The 15,923-nt window shown below is 71.3% G+C and carries 16 protein-coding genes; 11 read left to right on the top strand and 5 right to left on the bottom strand.

Going from position 1 to position 15,923, the window contains the following annotated elements; translation table 11 throughout:
* Positions 1–111 precede the first annotated feature (111 nt).
* From ACZ7OO_RS12515 to ACZ7OO_RS12485, 7 genes are all read left to right on the top strand, one after another.
* Positions 112–525, top strand: a complete 414-nt coding sequence (locus ACZ7OO_RS12515) for a BlaI/MecI/CopY family transcriptional regulator (protein WP_471504154.1) — start codon at positions 112–114, stop codon at positions 523–525.
* A 4-nt stretch (positions 526–529) separates the two neighbouring features.
* Positions 530–1,549 carry a M56 family metallopeptidase gene (locus ACZ7OO_RS12510; RefSeq protein WP_471504152.1) on the top strand — a complete coding sequence of 340 codons (1,020 nt, stop codon included), beginning with the start codon at positions 530–532 and terminating at the stop codon, positions 1,547–1,549.
* Positions 1,550–1,684: 135 nt separating this feature from the next.
* Positions 1,685–2,623, top strand: a complete 939-nt coding sequence (locus tag ACZ7OO_RS12505; RefSeq protein ID WP_471504150.1) for an ABC transporter ATP-binding protein — start codon at positions 1,685–1,687, stop codon at positions 2,621–2,623.
* A complete protein-coding gene (locus ACZ7OO_RS12500; protein ID WP_471504148.1) occupies positions 2,620–3,459 on the top strand; it encodes an ABC transporter permease in 840 nt (279 codons plus the stop codon). The genes ACZ7OO_RS12505 and ACZ7OO_RS12500 overlap by 4 nt, the downstream gene beginning before the upstream one ends.
* A gap of 18 nt (positions 3,460–3,477) precedes the next feature.
* Entirely contained in the window at positions 3,478–4,767 is a 1,290-nt protein-coding gene (locus ACZ7OO_RS12495; protein ID WP_471504146.1) for a sensor histidine kinase, read from the top strand.
* A complete protein-coding gene (locus ACZ7OO_RS12490) occupies positions 4,764–5,432 on the top strand; it encodes a response regulator (protein WP_471504144.1) in 669 nt (222 codons plus the stop codon). Before ACZ7OO_RS12495 ends, ACZ7OO_RS12490 begins: the two co-directional genes overlap by 4 nt.
* Positions 5,433–5,482: 50 nt before the next feature.
* Positions 5,483–5,641 (top strand): hypothetical protein, encoded by a 159-nt coding sequence (locus ACZ7OO_RS12485; RefSeq protein ID WP_471504142.1) that lies wholly within the window; start codon positions 5,483–5,485, stop codon positions 5,639–5,641.
* Here ACZ7OO_RS12485 and efeB read toward each other — a convergent pair.
* The 3 genes from efeB to ACZ7OO_RS12470 all read right to left on the bottom strand — a co-directional run bounded on the left by efeB (position 5,627) and on the right by ACZ7OO_RS12470 (position 10,325).
* Positions 5,627–6,904 carry an iron uptake transporter deferrochelatase/peroxidase subunit gene (efeB, locus tag ACZ7OO_RS12480; RefSeq protein ID WP_471504140.1) on the bottom strand — a complete coding sequence of 426 codons (1,278 nt, stop codon included), beginning with the start codon at positions 6,902–6,904 and terminating at the stop codon, positions 5,627–5,629. The genes ACZ7OO_RS12485 and efeB overlap by 15 nt on opposite strands.
* A 59-nt stretch (positions 6,905–6,963) precedes the next feature.
* Positions 6,964–8,988, bottom strand: coding sequence for an iron uptake transporter permease EfeU (efeU, locus tag ACZ7OO_RS12475; RefSeq protein WP_471504138.1), 2,025 nt, complete (start codon positions 8,986–8,988; stop codon positions 6,964–6,966).
* Between the two features lie 491 nt (positions 8,989–9,479).
* A complete protein-coding gene (locus ACZ7OO_RS12470; protein ID WP_471504136.1) occupies positions 9,480–10,325 on the bottom strand; it encodes a DUF1206 domain-containing protein in 846 nt (281 codons plus the stop codon).
* A gap of 195 nt (positions 10,326–10,520) precedes the next feature.
* On the opposite strand from ACZ7OO_RS12470, the gene ACZ7OO_RS12465 reads away from it, so the two are divergent.
* The 3 genes from ACZ7OO_RS12465 (at position 10,521) to ACZ7OO_RS12455 (ending at position 12,340) form a co-directional block, all read left to right on the top strand.
* Positions 10,521–10,889, top strand: a complete 369-nt coding sequence (locus ACZ7OO_RS12465) for a DUF6479 family protein (protein WP_471504134.1) — start codon at positions 10,521–10,523, stop codon at positions 10,887–10,889.
* 166 nt (positions 10,890–11,055) lie between these two features.
* Positions 11,056–11,616, top strand: a complete 561-nt coding sequence (locus ACZ7OO_RS12460; protein WP_471504132.1) for a hemerythrin domain-containing protein — start codon at positions 11,056–11,058, stop codon at positions 11,614–11,616.
* A 211-nt stretch (positions 11,617–11,827) separates the two neighbouring features.
* A complete protein-coding gene (locus ACZ7OO_RS12455; protein WP_471504130.1) occupies positions 11,828–12,340 on the top strand; it encodes a hypothetical protein in 513 nt (170 codons plus the stop codon).
* 27 nt (positions 12,341–12,367) lie between these two features.
* Here ACZ7OO_RS12455 and ACZ7OO_RS12450 read toward each other — a convergent pair whose 3' ends face one another.
* Positions 12,368–13,897 carry an FAD-dependent oxidoreductase gene (locus ACZ7OO_RS12450; RefSeq protein ID WP_471504128.1) on the bottom strand — a complete coding sequence of 510 codons (1,530 nt, stop codon included), beginning with the start codon at positions 13,895–13,897 and terminating at the stop codon, positions 12,368–12,370.
* Positions 13,898–14,193: 296 nt separating this feature from the next.
* Between ACZ7OO_RS12450 and ACZ7OO_RS12445 the strand changes: the two genes are divergently transcribed.
* Positions 14,194–14,772, top strand: a complete 579-nt coding sequence (locus tag ACZ7OO_RS12445; protein WP_471504127.1) for a DUF4232 domain-containing protein — start codon at positions 14,194–14,196, stop codon at positions 14,770–14,772.
* 107 nt (positions 14,773–14,879) lie between these two features.
* On the opposite strand, the gene ACZ7OO_RS12440 is transcribed toward ACZ7OO_RS12445, so the two are convergent.
* Complete coding sequence (locus ACZ7OO_RS12440; RefSeq protein WP_471504125.1) at positions 14,880–15,230, bottom strand: MerR family transcriptional regulator; 351 nt, start codon at positions 15,228–15,230, stop codon at positions 14,880–14,882.
* Positions 15,231–15,923: the final 693 nt, after the last annotated feature.

Here is a 15,923-nt window from a genome sequence, read left to right as displayed (position 1 = left end):
AAGCTCGTACGAGATGTAGTAGTTCCGTCGGCGGTGGCCCTGTGCCGTGTTCTACAGGCCGTAGTAGCCCCCCGGGTAGGCTGGTCCGCCGAGCGGGAAGGTTGGTGGACGGTGCACGACCACAAGAGCGACGAAAGCAGCGGAGCGAGCGGCAGGAGGGCACGCGGCGAGCTGGAGAGCGGCGTTCTCGCCGCCCTGTGGGCCGCCGACCAGCCGCTGACCGCGCGGCAGGTCCTGGAGCGGCTGCCCGGGGACCTCGCCTACACGACGGTGCTGACGATCCTGTCCCGTCTGCACGACAAGGGCATGCTCGTACGGCACCCCGAGGGCCGTGGCTACGCCTACGCGCCCGTCCGGGACGAGGCCTCCCAGACCGCCGTGCAGATGCACAGCCTGCTGAAGCGCGGCTCGGACCGGGAGGCGGTGCTGTCCCGTTTCGTGTCCGAACTCTCCCAGGAGGACGAGCAGTTGCTGCACCGCCTACTGGGCGGGCAGGACGCCGGACACGGCGACGACGGGCCGTGAGCCGGTGACGATCAGCGTCTACATCCCGCTCCTCGTCACCGTGGTCCTCGCGGTGCTCGCCCCCCGCGCCGCCCGGCGCCCGGCGCCGCGGCCTGCCGCCTGGGCCCTGGCCTGCACCGCGCTGGTGACCGCGGTCGGCTGGCTCGGCTCACTGGCCCTGCTGGCGTTCATGGGGTTCGCGCAGATCCCCGAGGTCGCGGAGGAGGGCCACTGGTCGGTGGCGGCGCTGCGTACCGAGGACCCGGTCTCCCTGTCCGTCGCGGCCGTCAGCGCCCTGGCCCTGGCGGCGGGGCTGACGTCGCTGGGCGTGGCCGCCGTACGGCAGTTCCGCCATGTCGTGTGGGCGCGGCGGGAATGCGGCCGGATGCCCGGAGACACCGAGCTGGCGGTGGTCGACGACGAGGTTCCGCAGGCGTTCGCGCTGCCCGGCGCCCCGGGACGGATCGTGGTCTCCAGTGGGATGCTGCGCTGCCTCGGTGACGTGGAGCGGGAGGCGCTGCTGGCGCACGAGCGGGCCCATCTCCGCGGCCGCCACCACCTCTTCCAGGCGGTGTGGCGGCTCACGGCCGCCGCCAACCCGCTGCTGCGCCCCCTCGCCGAGGCAGGTGGCTTCGTCCTGGAGCGCTGGGCCGACGAGGAAGCCGCCGCCCGCGTCGGCAGCCGTACGGTCGTCGCCCGCGCCGTCGGACGGGCCGCACTCGCCTCCGCCGGCGCGGCGCGCCCCGCCGCCCTGGCCGCGACCGGCGGGGCCGTGCCGCAGCGGGTGCGGGCCCTGCTGGACCCGCCTCCCCCGCGCCGCACCCTGCCCTTCGTGGCGGGCGCCCTCCTGCTCACCCTGTGCTGCGCCGGCCTCGCCAACGCCGCCTCTGACAGCGAGAACCTGGTCGACAGCGCGGTACGGGCCCAGTGCGCGGCGGACGCCGGAACGCCGGGCGCGGCGTGGGCGGCGCACCGTCCGCAGCGGCCGGACGACGCCTGCTGCGACCACCACGGAGCCGACGGCCACGCACCGCGCCGCAGGTAGGGGCGTAGTACCGCGGTACCACGCGGCCGACCCGGTTCGGGCTTCCGGTACCACGGGATCGGCTGAGGTGAGTCTTAGCGTGGCCTGTGAGGCGTAGAAAGCGACCGACGCCCGAGCCCAACAGGGAGAACGCGGATGATCGAGGCACGGCAGCTGACCAAGAGGTACGGCGACAAGACGGCCGTCGACGGGCTGGACTTCATCGTGAAGCCGGGCACGGTGACCGGCTTTCTGGGACCCAACGGCGCGGGCAAGTCCACGACGATGCGCATGATCGTCGGCCTGGACGCCCCGACGACCGGCTCCGTCACCGTCAACGGACAGCACTACGCCCGCCACCAGGCCCCCCTCCAGGAGGTCGGCGCCCTGCTGGAGGCGAAGTCGATCCACCCGGGCCGCTCGGCCTACAACCACCTCCGAGCCCTCGCGCTGACCCACGGCATTCCGAGCCGCCGGGTCGACGAGGTCATCGAACTCGCCGGCATCGGCAGCGTCGCGAACAAGCGGGCCGGCGCCTTCTCCCTCGGGATGGGCCAGCGGCTCGGCATCGCGGCGGCTCTGCTGGGCGATCCGCAGACGGTGATGCTGGACGAGCCGGTCAACGGGCTGGACCCGGAGGGCGTGCTCTGGATCCGTAATCTGCTGAAGGCGCTCGCCGACGAGGGCCGGACGGTCTTCGTCTCCTCGCACCTGATGAGCGAGATGGCTCTGGTCGCGGACCACCTGATCATCGTGGGGCGCGGGCGGCTGCTGGCCGACACGACCGTGGGCGACCTGATCCGCGAGGCGGGCGGCGACACGGTGAAGGTGGCGACGCAGGACCCGGCGCGGTTGCGGGACGTGCTGGCCGGGCCGGGCGTCGACGTCACCGGCCGGATCGGCTCCGAGGAGCTCCAGGTGACCGGGCTGAGTGCCCGCGAGATCGGCCTGAAGGCGGCGGAGCACGGGATCGCGCTGTTCGAGCTGAGCGCGCGGACGGTGTCATTGGAGGAGGCGTTCATGGACCTGACCAGGGACGCCGTGGAGTACCACGGCTCCACGACCGGGATCGAGACCCTCGGGAGGCCCGCATGAGCACCCTCACCGCAACCGTCGAGGAACCCAGGACCGCCCCGGACCGCCCCGCCTACCGGGTGACGGGACGGCGGGTCCTCGCCTCCGAGTGGGCGAAGCTGTGGTCCCTGCGCTCGACCTGGATCACCCTGGGCCTCGCCCTGCTGTTCATGGTGGCGTTCGGCCTGATCGCCGCGAGCCGCTACAAGTCGGGGATCAACTCCGGCCACCTCGACCATGACTTCGCCGACCAGACGGCCGTCAGCCTGTCCCTCTTCGGTACGAACTTCGCCCAGCTGGCCCTCGGCGTGCTCGGCGTGCTGGTCACGGCCGGTGAGTACTCGACCGGCATGATCCGCTCGACCCTCGCCGCGGTGCCCCGGCGGCTGCCGGTGCTGTGGTCCAAGGCGGCCGTGTTCGGGCTGGTCGCGCTGGCCGTGGCAACCGTCGGTGCCTTCGTCACCTTCCTGATCGGGAGCGGGATCGTCTCGGGCACGCCCGCGGCCATGGGCCTCTCGCACGCGGGTGTCCTGCGCAGCCTGCTCGGCGCCGGGCTCTATCTCGGCCTGGTCGGGGTGATCGGCACCGCCCTGGGCGCGCTGCTGCGATCGGTGGCCGGCGGGATCTCGGTCCTGGTGGCCGCCCTGATGCTGATCCCGGGACTGATCTCCCTGCTGCCCAGCTCCTGGCAGGGCAACATCAGCCCCTACCTGCCCTCCAACGCGGGGGAGTCGATGTTCGCCCTGACCCACGACTCCACAACCCTGTCACCGGGCGCGGGACTGCTGGTCTTCCTCTGCTGGACGGCGCTGGCACTGGCCGGAGCGGCGTACCGGCTCACGCGCAGCGACGTGTGACGACCGCATCATGGACAGGTGACGTCCGTGAGCACCGATGACCTCAGCGGGATGGGACCGCTGGTCGCCCGGCTGTCCCGGGGCGGCCAGCGGTTGCGGCATGCCGACCAGGCGCATCCGTGGGTGCTGGACACCGCGGTCGTGGCCCTGGTCTTCCTGATGTTCTGCCTGCCCGACCTGCTCCCCCACGGCGGCGGCGACGGCGGCGACGGCCGGCATTTCCGGCTCGCCTTCACCCAGCTGCCCGTCGCGGGAGTGCTGGCGCTGCAGGCCGGACTCGTGCTGCCCCTGCTGTGGCGGCGGAGGAGGCCCGTGGCGGCCTTCGGTGTCATCGCCGCGGTGTTCGTCCTCCAGTGGTCCCTGGGCGCCGCGCTGCGCGCGGACGTCGCCCTCTTCGTCGCCCTGTACAGCCTGGCCCTGCACGGAAAGTGGCGGCAGCTGCCGTGGGCCTGCGCCGCCACGGCGGGTGCCATGGTGCTGGTCGCCGTGCGCGCGTCCGCCGCGGTGTCCGTCTGGGACGCGCTGTTCTTCCTGCTCAGCACGGCGACCGCGGCCCTCGCGCTCGGCCTGATGGTAAGGATCCGACGCGCCCAGCTCGCCGGACTGCGCGACCGGGCCGCCCGGCTGGAGATCGAGCGCGACCAGCGCAGCAGACTGGCCACGGCCACCGAACGCACCCGCGTCGCCCGCGAGATGCACGACATCGTCGGCCACAACCTGTCCGTCATCATCACGCTCGCCGACGCCGGCGCCTACGCCACCGACCTCGCACCCGAACGCGGCAAGGAAGCCCTCCGGCTCATCGGGGACACCGGCCGCCAGGCCCTCGGCGAACTGCGCCGCGTCCTCGGCGTGCTGCGCGAGCCGGCGGACGGTTCCCGGGGCGGCCCCGAACTCAGCCCGCAGCCCGGCATCGCGGACATCGACGCGCTGTGCGCCAAGGTGCGCGCCGCCGGTCTTGAGGTCGTCTACCGGACCTCCGGCGACGTGGAAGCCCTGGACAGCGGGGTGCAGCTGACGGTGTACCGCATCGTCCAGGAAGCCCTCACCAACACCCTCAAGCACGCCGACACCGACGCCCGGGTGCACCTGGCGATCATCGAGACGGACACCCGGCTGACCATCCGGGTCCAGGACACCGGCCCGGCCGTCACACTGCCCGGGCCGCACGAGGAAGGACACGGCCTGGTGGGCATGCGGGAACGAGCGGCTCTGTACGGCGGTACCGTCAGCGCCGGTCCGGTGGGCGGCGGAGGATGGAGCGTCGAGGCCGTCCTCGACCTGACCCCGGAAGGCGGTGCCCGGTGACGACCGTGCTCATCGTGGACGACCAGCCGCTGCAGCGGTACGGCTTCCGCATGCTGCTGGACTCCATCCCCGAGACCGAGGTCGTGGGGGAGGCCGCCCACGGGACCGAGGCCGTGCGCAAGACGGCCGAACTGCGTCCGGACGTGGTCCTGATGGACGTACGCATGCCCGGCATGGACGGCATCGAGGCCACCCGCCGTATCGCCGCCGCCGGTGAGCGTTCCCGTGTCCTCGTGCTCACCACCTTCGACCTCGACGAGTACGTCCACGCCGCGCTCCGCGCCGGTGCCAGCGGTTTCCTGCTGAAGGACGTGCGCCCCGACGAACTCCTCGCGGGCATCCGGGCCGTCGCCGCCGGCGACGCCGTCATCGCCCCGGCGCTCACCCGCCGCCTCCTGGACGAGTTCGCGCGCTATGTCCCCGCCCGCCGCGGGGAAGCCGGCGAGGACCCCAGGCTCGGCTCCCTCACCGACCGCGAACGCGAGATCCTCGTCGCCATCGGCAAGGGCTGGACCAACGGCGAGATCGCCACCCGCTTCGTCCTGTCCGAGTCCACCGTCAAGACCCACGTCGGCCGCGTCCTCGCCAAGATCGGCGCCCGCGACCGCATCCAGGCCGTGATCTTCGCCTACGACCACGGCCTCGCCAGGCCCAACGCCGACTGAGAGCGAGCGTTGGCCGGCTATGCCACCGCGAGTCGTTCTACCGGCTGACCGTGCTGTTCACGTTCCCCCTCGGCACCGCCGCCGGCGAGCTGGTCTCCGAGCGCATGGACCTCGGCCACGGGCTGTCCGCGGTACTCGGGACGCGCCCCATGGCAGGCGGCCCGAACGGCTTGGGCGGGCCCAAGGTCGCGGGGTCAGGTGGCGAGTAGCCCGCGGCCCAGCCAGTCCTTGCTGTCGCGGACGCCGGGCAGGGCGAAGAAGTAGCCGCCGCCGGTGGGTGAGATGTAGTCGACGAGGGGTTCGTCGATCAGGCGGGTCTGGGTGGCCTCGAACTGCCGCTTGACGTCCTGCTGGTAGCAGCAGAAGACCAGGCCCATGTCGAGGTTGCCGACGTCGTCGATCCCACGGTCGTAGTTGTAGCCGCGGCGCAGGATGCGGGTGCTGTCGGTCTTGGCGGTGCGTGGGTTGGCGAGGCGGATGTGGGCGTCCAGCGGGATCGCGTTGCCCTGCGGGTCCTTTGCGTAGTTGGGGATGTCGGTCTCCTTGGCCCCGTCGAGCGGGGCGCCGGTGTCCTTGCGGCGGCCGAACATCTTCTCCTGCTCGGTGAGCGAGACGCGGTCCCAGAACTCCACCAGCATGCGGATGATGCGGATCACCTGGTAGCTGCCGCCCGCGGCCCAGGCGGGCTCGCCGTCGCCCGCCCAGACGAGGCGGTTGGTCTCGCGAGCGGAAGTGACGTCGGGATTGGCGATGCCGTCCTTGAACCCGAGCAGGTTGCGCTGCGCGCCGGTGGGCCGCGGGGTGTTCTGGAAACCGTCGACACGCCACTTGATCTGCAGGGCGCCGCGGGTGTGCTTGGCGATGTCGCGCAGCGCGTGCAGAACGGTGTCCTGCCGGTGGGCGCAGATCTGCAGGGACAGGTCACCGTGACACTCGGCGGCCTTCAGGTTGTCGTTGGGGAAGGTCCGCATCGGGGTCAGGCTGCGGGGCCTGGCCTTCGCGAGGCCGTAGCGGTCGTCGAACAGGGAGGCGCCGACGCCGACCGTGACGGTGAGGCCGTCGGCGGGGACGGTCGGGCCGAGGATGCCGTTGTCGGCGGGCGGGGCGCCGACGCCGAGGTCGGCGGGGGTGCCGCCGGAGGTCAGGAAGCGGGCGCGGCTGGTGATCGTCCTCAGCAGATCGGCCAGTGCGTCGCGGTCGTCGGCGATCACGTCGAAGGAGACGAAGGTGGCCGCCGTGGGGGCGGGGGTGATGATGCCGGCCTGGTGGGTGCCGTGGAAGGGGACCCTGGCGGCGTTCTCCGTCTGCGTAGCCGCGTCGGCGGTGCCGCCACCGCTCTCCGCGAGCGCGAGGCCGCCGCCGGCCAGGACCGCTCCGGCGGCTCCGGCGCCGAGGGCCGTCTTCACGAACGAGCGGCGGCCGGTACCGGCGGGGCAGCCGCCCTGCGGGGCGGTGGATTCGGCGGACGGCATGGGGGCGTTCCCTTCCCTGGGTGCGGGGTCGACGCTGTGGCGGGGTGCGGGGGTGGGCATCAGGCGGACTTCCGGATCTCCAGCAGGTCCGGCACCGGGGAGAGGTCTTCCAGGAGCTGGCCGGTGGCTCCGTCGACACGCGCCCGGGCGGTCGCGTCGAGGCCGCTGACAGGGGTCCAGGAGCCGCCGTGGTGGGCGGCGTCGAGAAGCTTCTGCAGCCGGGCGATGTCCGAGTCGAGGGTCGGCAGCAGGTGCGGGGCGTGGGTGGTCAGCAGCGGTTCGAGTACGGCGAGCAGCTCGCGGGTGCCGGCGAGGTTGGCGTCGGCGGTGGCGAGGTTGGTGCCGCTGCCCTCGTCGGTGTCGCCGGTCAGCTCGAACTGCAGGGTGTTCTCGAGGATTTCGTGGGCCCGCAGCGGCAGGTCGGAGGGGTCGAAGTCCTGGCGCGGAAAGGCTTCGCGCAACCCCGCGACATCGGCGGCGAGTTGCTGGGCCGGGCCCGTGAGAGCGGCCGCGGACTCACCGTGCCACAAGCCGTACTCGAGGCGGTGGAAGCCGGTGAAGTCCTTGTCGTGAACGCCGCCGGGCAGTCCGTCGGCCCTGCCGTTGATCTTCTGGTCGAAGTCCTCGAACGTGCCGTAGGCGGCGCCGAGGGAGGCGTAGGTGCGGTGGGCGGTGAGCCAGTCGGTGCGGGCCCGGTCGAGGTGGCCGCCCTTGATGTCGTCGGAAAGCGAGCGGGTCTGGGCGACGAGAGTGGCCAGGCCCTGGTCGACGTACGCCCTGTACTGCTTGAGGGGTGTGGCCAGGTCCCGCGCGGAGACCGGCACGACCGCCTTCGCCGCTCCCCCACCGGCGACACGGACGGCCTTGGAGGTGACCGCGGTGCCCCCGGTGGGGACACACCGCCAGGCGTACGTGCCGCCGGCCACGGTGGCGACCAGGGCACGGGTGGTGCCGGGGGCCAGGCCCTCGATCTCGCCGTAGACCGCGTTGGTGTCCGGGTCGACGAGATACACCTCGGAGGTCTTGTCGCCGGTGTTGTGCATCTGGAAGGTCTGCCGACCCGGCTTCGGCGCGGAGAAGCCGTTGCCGCACTCCTTCTCGGAGACGGCGACGGTCTGCGCCGCGGCGGGCTTGGGCCTGCCGAAGGCGACGGCGAGGCCCGCGATCACGGCGGGGACGGTGACGACGGCGACGGGGACCACCCAGCCGGGGCGGCGCACCGACGGGGCGCCCTGTGCGGAGACCGTCTTCCGGGCGGCGGGCTCTGCTGCCGGGGCACGCACTCCGCGGACGAACAGCGTCATCACCGTGGCGAGGTAACCGACGTAGCCGGCGACCTGCAGCCAGGTCATGGTCGGCGTCAGGTTGAACACGCCCTGGACCAGGGTGCTGTACCAGGAGCCGGCGTCGACGCTGCCGCTCAGGTCGACCGCGTAGGCCGTCCTGCCGGGCAGCACACCGCCCTCTTGCAGATCGCGCAGGCCGTAGCCGAGGACGCCGGCCGCGATGACGATCAGGACGGCACCGGTGGCGGTGAAGAACCTCGTCAGGTTGATCTTCAGGACCCGCCGGTAGAGAGCCCAGCACAGGGCCGCCGACAGGACCAGGCCGACCGCGGCGCCGGTCAGGGGGCCGGCCGACTCGCCGGCCGCCTGGGCGGTGGTCCACAGGAACAACGCGGTCTCCAGGCCCTCCCGGCCCACGGCGAGGAAGGAGGTGAGGATCAGGACCCCCGCGCCCATGGTCAGCGCCCCGGTGACCCTCTCCTTGATCTCGCCGGACAGAGTGCGGGCGGAGCGGCGCATCCAGAACACCATCGCGGTGACGAACGCGACCGCGATCACACTGAGTGTGCCGCCGAACGTCTCCTGAGCGGTCGCGGACAGGGACGCGGCGGTGAAGGTGAGGACCGCACCGAAGCTCATCGCGAGCGCGATCGCCGCGAGCACGCCCGTCCACACCTGCGGCAGACGGGAGCGGGCGTCGGCCCTGACGAGAGTGGCCACGAGGATGGAGACGACGAGTCCGGCTTCGAGTCCTTCCCGCAGTCCGATCAGGAAGCTCGGAAACGCGTCATCCCACATGCGGCTCTCCCTGCCCGACCTCCGCCACTGACAGCTTCATTAGCGTAGGCATACCTAACCAAGAACCGATCCATCATGACTACAGGTATGTAGTCATTCGGTCATGGGGAGGTAATGTCGAGGTAAAACCGTCGGGCGGCGCGGGCCGGTGCGCCGGTCAGCGGCGCGCCGTCGCGGTGGTCGTCGACTACCAGGGGGTGCGTCGCCGCGAGGGCGGCCGAGGGGAACAGGGGCGATCCCACAACTCGCGCCAAGGTGCCCGCCGCCGGGGCGTAGTGCGGTACAGCGGAACCTGGACGCACAAGGCCGTGAACTACCGGCGCCCGGAACCGCACCGGCGACCTCTCGGGCTTCACCGCGAAGGTGCGGCGAGACCAGCTCACCAAGGTCAAGGTCCAGGTCGGCCAGGCCCCGCCGGAGACGAGAGGATCCGTCACCTCCGCGTCTTCCCCGTCCTGTACTCGTCGTGTGCCGCGTTCTACCGGCGGCTGTCAGACGTTGCGCCAGCGTGCGTTGGCCCAGGAGAAGACCCCGAAGGCCACGAGGCCGACCGCTATCAGCGCCAGCAGCCAGGGGCCCGCAGGGGTGTCGGCGAAGGTACGCAGCGTGTCGTCCATGCCCTTGGCCTTGCCGGGCTCGTGTTGGACGGCCGCGGCGATGGCGAAACAGCCCGCGGTGGCGAAGACGATGCCCCGGGCCGCGCCGCCGAACATACCGAAGTAGGCCACGAACTTACGCGTCCTCTGCGACATCTCCGACATCCTCAGGTGCTTCTCGAACTTGCGCATCAGGGCCCGGACGGCGATCCAGACGCCGGCAGCGGTCACCGCGGCACCCGCGACGCCGACGATCCACTGCCCTCCGGGCCAGTCCAACGCCTTCGCCGTGACGTCCTGGGAGTTCTTGTCGGAACTGCCGCTGCCGCTGCCCTTGTCCCCGGCGGCGTAGGAGAGCACGGAGTATGCGACGAATCCGTAGAAGCAGAAACGGCCCGCGGCCATCGCCCTCCTGCTCGGCTTCGCGCCGTCGGGACCCGCCAGCCCGAAGGCGGCCTCGGACAGCCGCCACAGGGCCATCCCGGCCAGGGCTATTCCGAGCAGCCACAACAGCACGGTACCGAAGGGCTTTTGGGCGATTTCGGCGATCGCGCCGCCCCGGTCGGCCTGCTGGCCCCCTCCGGAGAAGGCGATCCGCAGTGAGAGAACGCCGATGAGTGCGTAGAGGACCCCACGGGCGACGAAGCCTGCACGGGCCGCTGCCGCGACCGCTTTGCTGTTCGCCGCACGTTGAGCCTGGCCGAGTCCGCGTCCGCGCGCCGTTGCCGATCCAGTAGCCATGCCCTACCGGATGCCCCGGAAGGACGAGGCAATCCCGGAGTCGACTCTCCACTTTGTCTGGCGACGCACAACGGCACGGCCGATACACGGAACTTTGTCCAGTCCGTGCGACGCTACCGATGCCCCGGTGCACGCCACGTCAGCCATGACTCTTCGCCCTGGCATTCGCTGCGGGACAGCGGGTACCCGGCGCCCATGCACACGACCCATGAGCAACTGGCCGCCGCCGGCTCGGTAGCAGGGGCGGTGGTCATCATCGTCTGCGGTCTCCTCCTCACGGCCGCACTGGTGGGCGCCGTACGCTTCGGAATCGGCGCCCGGCGCAAGGAGTCCCCGCCACCGCGTCGCGGGGACCACCCCACACCGCCGCCCTCGGGGCCGGTGCGGGAGGAACAGAACATGCGCGAGCCGAACGAAGTGCCCCGGGCGACCGGCGACGGCGACCGCCTCACCCCGCACCAGCTCGGAAACGCCCCCAGCAGGCCCGGCGAGAACCAGACCCGCCCGCGCTGGAAGTCCGGCTCCAGCGGGTCCTTCGGCAGCGGAGGCGGCGGCGCCGAATAAACCGGCCCTTCCACGTGCGACGGTCACCGAGTGCCGAGGTGATGGCCGAGGCGTCCGACCGGGTGGACCTCGCCCTGGGCTGTGCCGGGTCCGGCCGGAACGGGAACCAGTGACAGCTGGGCGGGATCGTCCCGGCCGAGCATGACCAGCGAGAGGTGGACAGACGATGGGGCATGGCGGAGACGCGCTTGCGGAACTGATGGCCGACCACCGGGAGGTCGAGAAGATGTTCGCCCGGATCCAGATGATGCCGGGCGGCGGGCAGGAACTCCGTGACCTCGTGGACGAGGTCACCATCGAACTGGTACGGCACTCGATCGCCGAGGAGGAGTACCTGTACCCGGCGGTACGCGAGCACATCGATGGCGGCGACCGGATCGCGGACAAGGAGATCGCGGACCACAGCCGCGTCGAGAAGATCCTCAAGCAGCTGGAGAAGACGGACACCGAGGACTCCCGGATGAGCCCGCTGCTGCAGCAGCTCATGGACGAGGTCGCCGCCCACGTCCAGGACGAGGAGGACAACCTCTTCCCGATGATGCGGCAGGCTTGCTCTCCCGAGGCGCTGAACGACCTCGGAGACAAGATCCGCCGGGCCAAGTCCCTGGCCCCGACCCGCCCGCACCCCGCGGCCCCGAACACTCCGCCCGCGAACAAGCTCCTCGCCCCGGGCGCCGGTCTGGTGGACCGGGCCCGCGACTTCATCACCGGCCGCGGCAGGTCCTGACCCACCCCCGCAGGGGCAGGCGGCACACGTCCGGGTTCCTGATCGGGAACCCGGACATGTGACCTCCTGTGATGTGGCTCATTCCCTGTTCGGGTCCGGCTGCCTACGCTGGTGGGTCACGAGCGGGGCAGCGTGGCTCCGCGAAACAGCTCGCGGGACCGATCTGCCGGACACGTCCACAGGCGAGCACGTTCCCAAGGGACCCGCCGCCGTGACCGACGATCTGACACCTGTCATAACCGCTTCCACCCGCTGGCTCCTCGCCGCCTATCCCGCCCTCGGCGGCGCGCTCAGCCGGGCGCTGGCCGAGGCCCAGGCCCGCCAGGCCGTCGCCCTCGCCGCCACCCTGCGGTTCCCCACCGACCTCGACGTGCAGCTGCTCCACCTGCTCGCACCCAGCGGATCCCATCGCCTGGACTGGCTCACCGGATGCGAGCCGCAGCCCGACGACACCGCCTGGCGGACCTGGATCGACGAGACCGTCGTCAGCTGGGCTGCCTGCCTCCTGGCCGACCCCGCCCTGGCCACCCACGCCGCCCGCCAGGCCCACTCCGTGAGCGACCACGAGTCCGTCGACGGCCTGCGGCGGCTGACCGACCCCGGGCAGTGGGACACCGAAGCCGCCGCTCTGCTGCGCCATCCCGACCTGCTCGAGGACATCGCCGGCCTCCACCGGCCCCAGCTCATGGAACTGCTCAGCCTCGACAGCGCGGAACTGCCCTGATCCAGGCGCCCGGGACCCCCGTGCGCCTCACAGATCTCGCTTCTCCAGCGGCTTCACGGCGGGCCCCTGGAGGATCCGGCCGTCCGGGGCGAAGCGGGAACCGTGACACGGGCATTCCCACGCCTGCTCGGCACGGTTGAAGGCGACGAGACAGCCGAGGTGGGTACAGGCGGCGGACACGGCCTGGAGCTGCCCGCTCTCGTCGCGGTGAACGGCGCACGGATGCCCGCCGAGCCGCACCACGGCGCCGTCGCCCGGGACGATGTCCTCCGGCCGCGTTCCGGTCAGCGTCGGCAGCCGGTCGCCGATGAAGTGCCGGGCGACCTGAGCCTGGTGCTTCAGGAACGACACCCCCTCGCGGACCACCGGGCCCAGGCGCCGGGGGTCGTACAAACCGGCCCACTCGACCTCACGTCCGCCGACGAGGTCGCTGATCAGGCGGCCCGCCATGATGCCGCCGCTCAGACCCCAGCCGCCGAAACCGGTGGCCACGTAGGTGTGGCGGCTGCCGGGGTGGAGCGGCCCGACCAGGGGCACGGAGTCGGTGGAGTCGTTGTCCTGGGTGGCCCAGCGGTGGGTGAACGTCAGCCCGGGGAAGTGCTTGTCGGCCCAGTCGGAGAGCCGGGCGAAACGCTGCTCGACGTCGGCGGAGCCGGGCGTGAAGTGTTCGCCGGTGACGATCAGCAGGCGTTTGCCGTCCCCCTTGGGTGCACTGCGCACGGACCGGGTGCCCTGCTCCGGCGTGATGTACATGTCGCGCGGGGCCCGGTCCTCGTCGATGGTCCCGGCCACGACCAGCTCCCGGCGCGGGGAGAGCCGGGTGAACAGCAGGGCCCGGTCGAAGACGGGATAGTGGGTGGCGACCACGACCGTGTCGGCGCGCACCGACACCCCCGCGTCCGTCTCCAGCACACAGGGCTCGCCCTCGGTGAGGCCCACGACCCGTGTCCCCTCGTACACCGTGCCGCCGCGCCGGCGCAGGTCGTCCGCCACTGCCAGCAGGTACTTGCGGGGATGGAACTGGGCCTGCCCGCTCACCCGGACCGCCCCGGCCACCTCGAAGGGCAGGTCCGTCTCCGTGACGAACTCGGCGGGCAGCCCGGCCTCCCGCGCCGCCCGAGCTTCGGCGCGTAGTTCCTCCACCCGCGTGGGGTTCTGCGCGTACGTGAAAGCCGCCGCTTCCTCCCACTCACAGTCGATGCCCAGCTCGGTCACGATCCCGGCGGCATGCCGGATCGCCTCGCTCTGCGACAGCGCGTAGAGGCGCGCGCCCTCGGGGCCGCGGGTCCGGCGCAGGTGGTCGTAGATCAGGGTGTGCAGGGCGGTCAGCTTGGCCGTGGTGTGCCCGGTCACCCCGGCGGCCAGCCGGTCCGCCTCCAGCACCGCCACCTCACGCCCCTGCCGGACCAGCTCCCAGGCCGTACTGAGCCCGGCGATGCCACCGCCGACCACGGCGACCTCCACAGAAAGGTCACCGGCCGGCGGGGGCGCGGGTTCGACGGGCGGCGCCGTCTCGAGCCAGTACGACCCCCGGATCCCACTCTCGGCGTCTTTCATGGCCGCACCCCTGTCTCAGTGTTCATGGCCGCCGGGTTCCCGCCACGGTGACATGACACCCGGCACCGGGTCAGAAGCCGCAGGACGGTGACCCCTACCGGCAGGGAGCGGCGCTCGACCTCCCCAGGCGATGCGCCGCTCCCCCACCAGCCCGCGTCGACTACCCCCGGACGCTCGCCGTACACCCGCAACGCACCAATCGCCTCACGCGGTGCCGCGGCAGCGGTTCACACCCCGTTCCGGGGGCCCTTCTGACCTTCTGAGCGGAGGGTGCCCTTCTCGCGCTGATATCCGCCGTGTGTCACGGCATCGTCGACTTCGCGGGCGGCATCCTGTCCCGCCGTGTGGCCTTCACCGCCGTCACCCTCCTCGGTCAGTTCGGCGGGCTGCTGCTCGCTGGGGTGGCCGCCCTCCTCGTCCCGGCCTCCTCGCTCCGCCGTGCGATGGGTCGTCAGCCGCCGCCACAGTCCCGCATTCCATCCGGCATCCCAGGAAGGCCATGTTCCCGCCCGATCAACCACCTGCTGCTCAAGGCCACCAACACGGGCACCAAGCCCTGCTACGCCTACATCGCCCCCTACCTGAGGGCCGGCGCCGACGCCCAGGCCCCGCTGCCGTGGGCCGAGGAGACCACGCCGCAGGCCGTGGTGACGCTCAAGCCGGGCCAGTCCGCGTACGCGGGCATCACGACGTCCACCCCCGACGGCGAAGGCGGAGCCAAGGAGAAGACCCTGGGCGTGTTCTTCGCCGACAGGAAGGGCAACGCGATCAACAAGGAAAGGACCCTGAAGCTGCCGAAGGGCGGCGTCTTCTTCAACAGCGCTGCCACCGTCACCTACTGGCAGGACAACGCGAAGGACGCACTCGCCTGGTAGCCGCCCTGAAGCACGTTGGAGCGGGTGACGAGATCAAGCTCGCGCTCCGCCTGGCTTTCAGATCGGTCGTAGGGCGGGCTCGAGCCGGCCCGCCCGCGCCCGCACGATCAGCTCGAACCGGGACTGGAACTGCCGGACGCCTCGTTCGCGGTACGGCGGTACTCGGCGTTGATGCGCTGAGCTTCCTCGAGCTGGTCCTCGAGGATGACGATGCGGCAAGCAGCCTCGATCGGGGTTCCCCTGTCGACGAGTTCGCGGGCGCGGGCGGCGATCCGCAGTTGGTAGCGGGAGTACCGGCGATGACCGCCCTCCGAACGGAGCGGAGTGATCAGACGAGCCTCACCGATGGCTCTGAGGAAGCCAGGGGTGGTGCCGAGCATTTCGGCGGCCCGGCCCATGGTGTATGCGGGGTAGTCGTCGTCATCCAGACGATCGCCGAGTGGAGTATCTGCTGCCATGTCACCTCGTTGTACAACGCGTCGAGGGGCCCTGGTGCCGTACGGCACCAGGGCCCCGAAGGAAATTGAACACCATCTGTCGGCCCTATTGCTGCGCCGACCTTCTGTTTCCGCTACCCGGCCCGGTAAGGGGAGGGGTGCGAGGATCGCGGCTGCGTGACCGGGGACCACCTTCCATTCCGGGTCGTCTTGCGGTACCCGGGCCGAGAGCTTCTCGGGCCGGGCGATCCTGATGGCGTCTAACTCCTCCGTCCTTCCTCTGAACCAACCACCTGATGAACGGGTACTGCGGTACTGCTCGGTGATGCTGTTGGCAGCCCCTTGACCTGCGGGCTGCCCAGTGCGGCTCTCAGCCCCGTCACCGTTGTGCAAACGCTTTGGCTCCGGAGCTCCAGATCCACACTGACCTGCAACTTCAGGTACTACTACCCGGCAGTTCGTGTCTGCCGGGTCTCACTTGACCGTGTCGACGAGAAGAAGACTAACTATCCCAGGATCCAATGTCTACTCTGACAAGCATAGATTTTCGCACGCAGGGGTCACCGGCAGTCGCCCCTTGCCGCCCCCGGACACGGAGAGACGGCATACGGCGGTGAGGGGCCTGTCTGCGGGGGGCCGGAGGGGCCTCGCCGGATTTCCGGTGGGGGGTTTTCTCCTATCGTTGAATGCGGGCTCCACCCTTCTCTCCCGCCC

It is taken from the genome of Streptomyces sp. NPDC111744 (assembly GCF_055634995.1).
The sequence above is the reverse complement of the archived record's forward strand: the minus strand, read 5'-3'. Positions and strand labels throughout refer to the sequence as shown.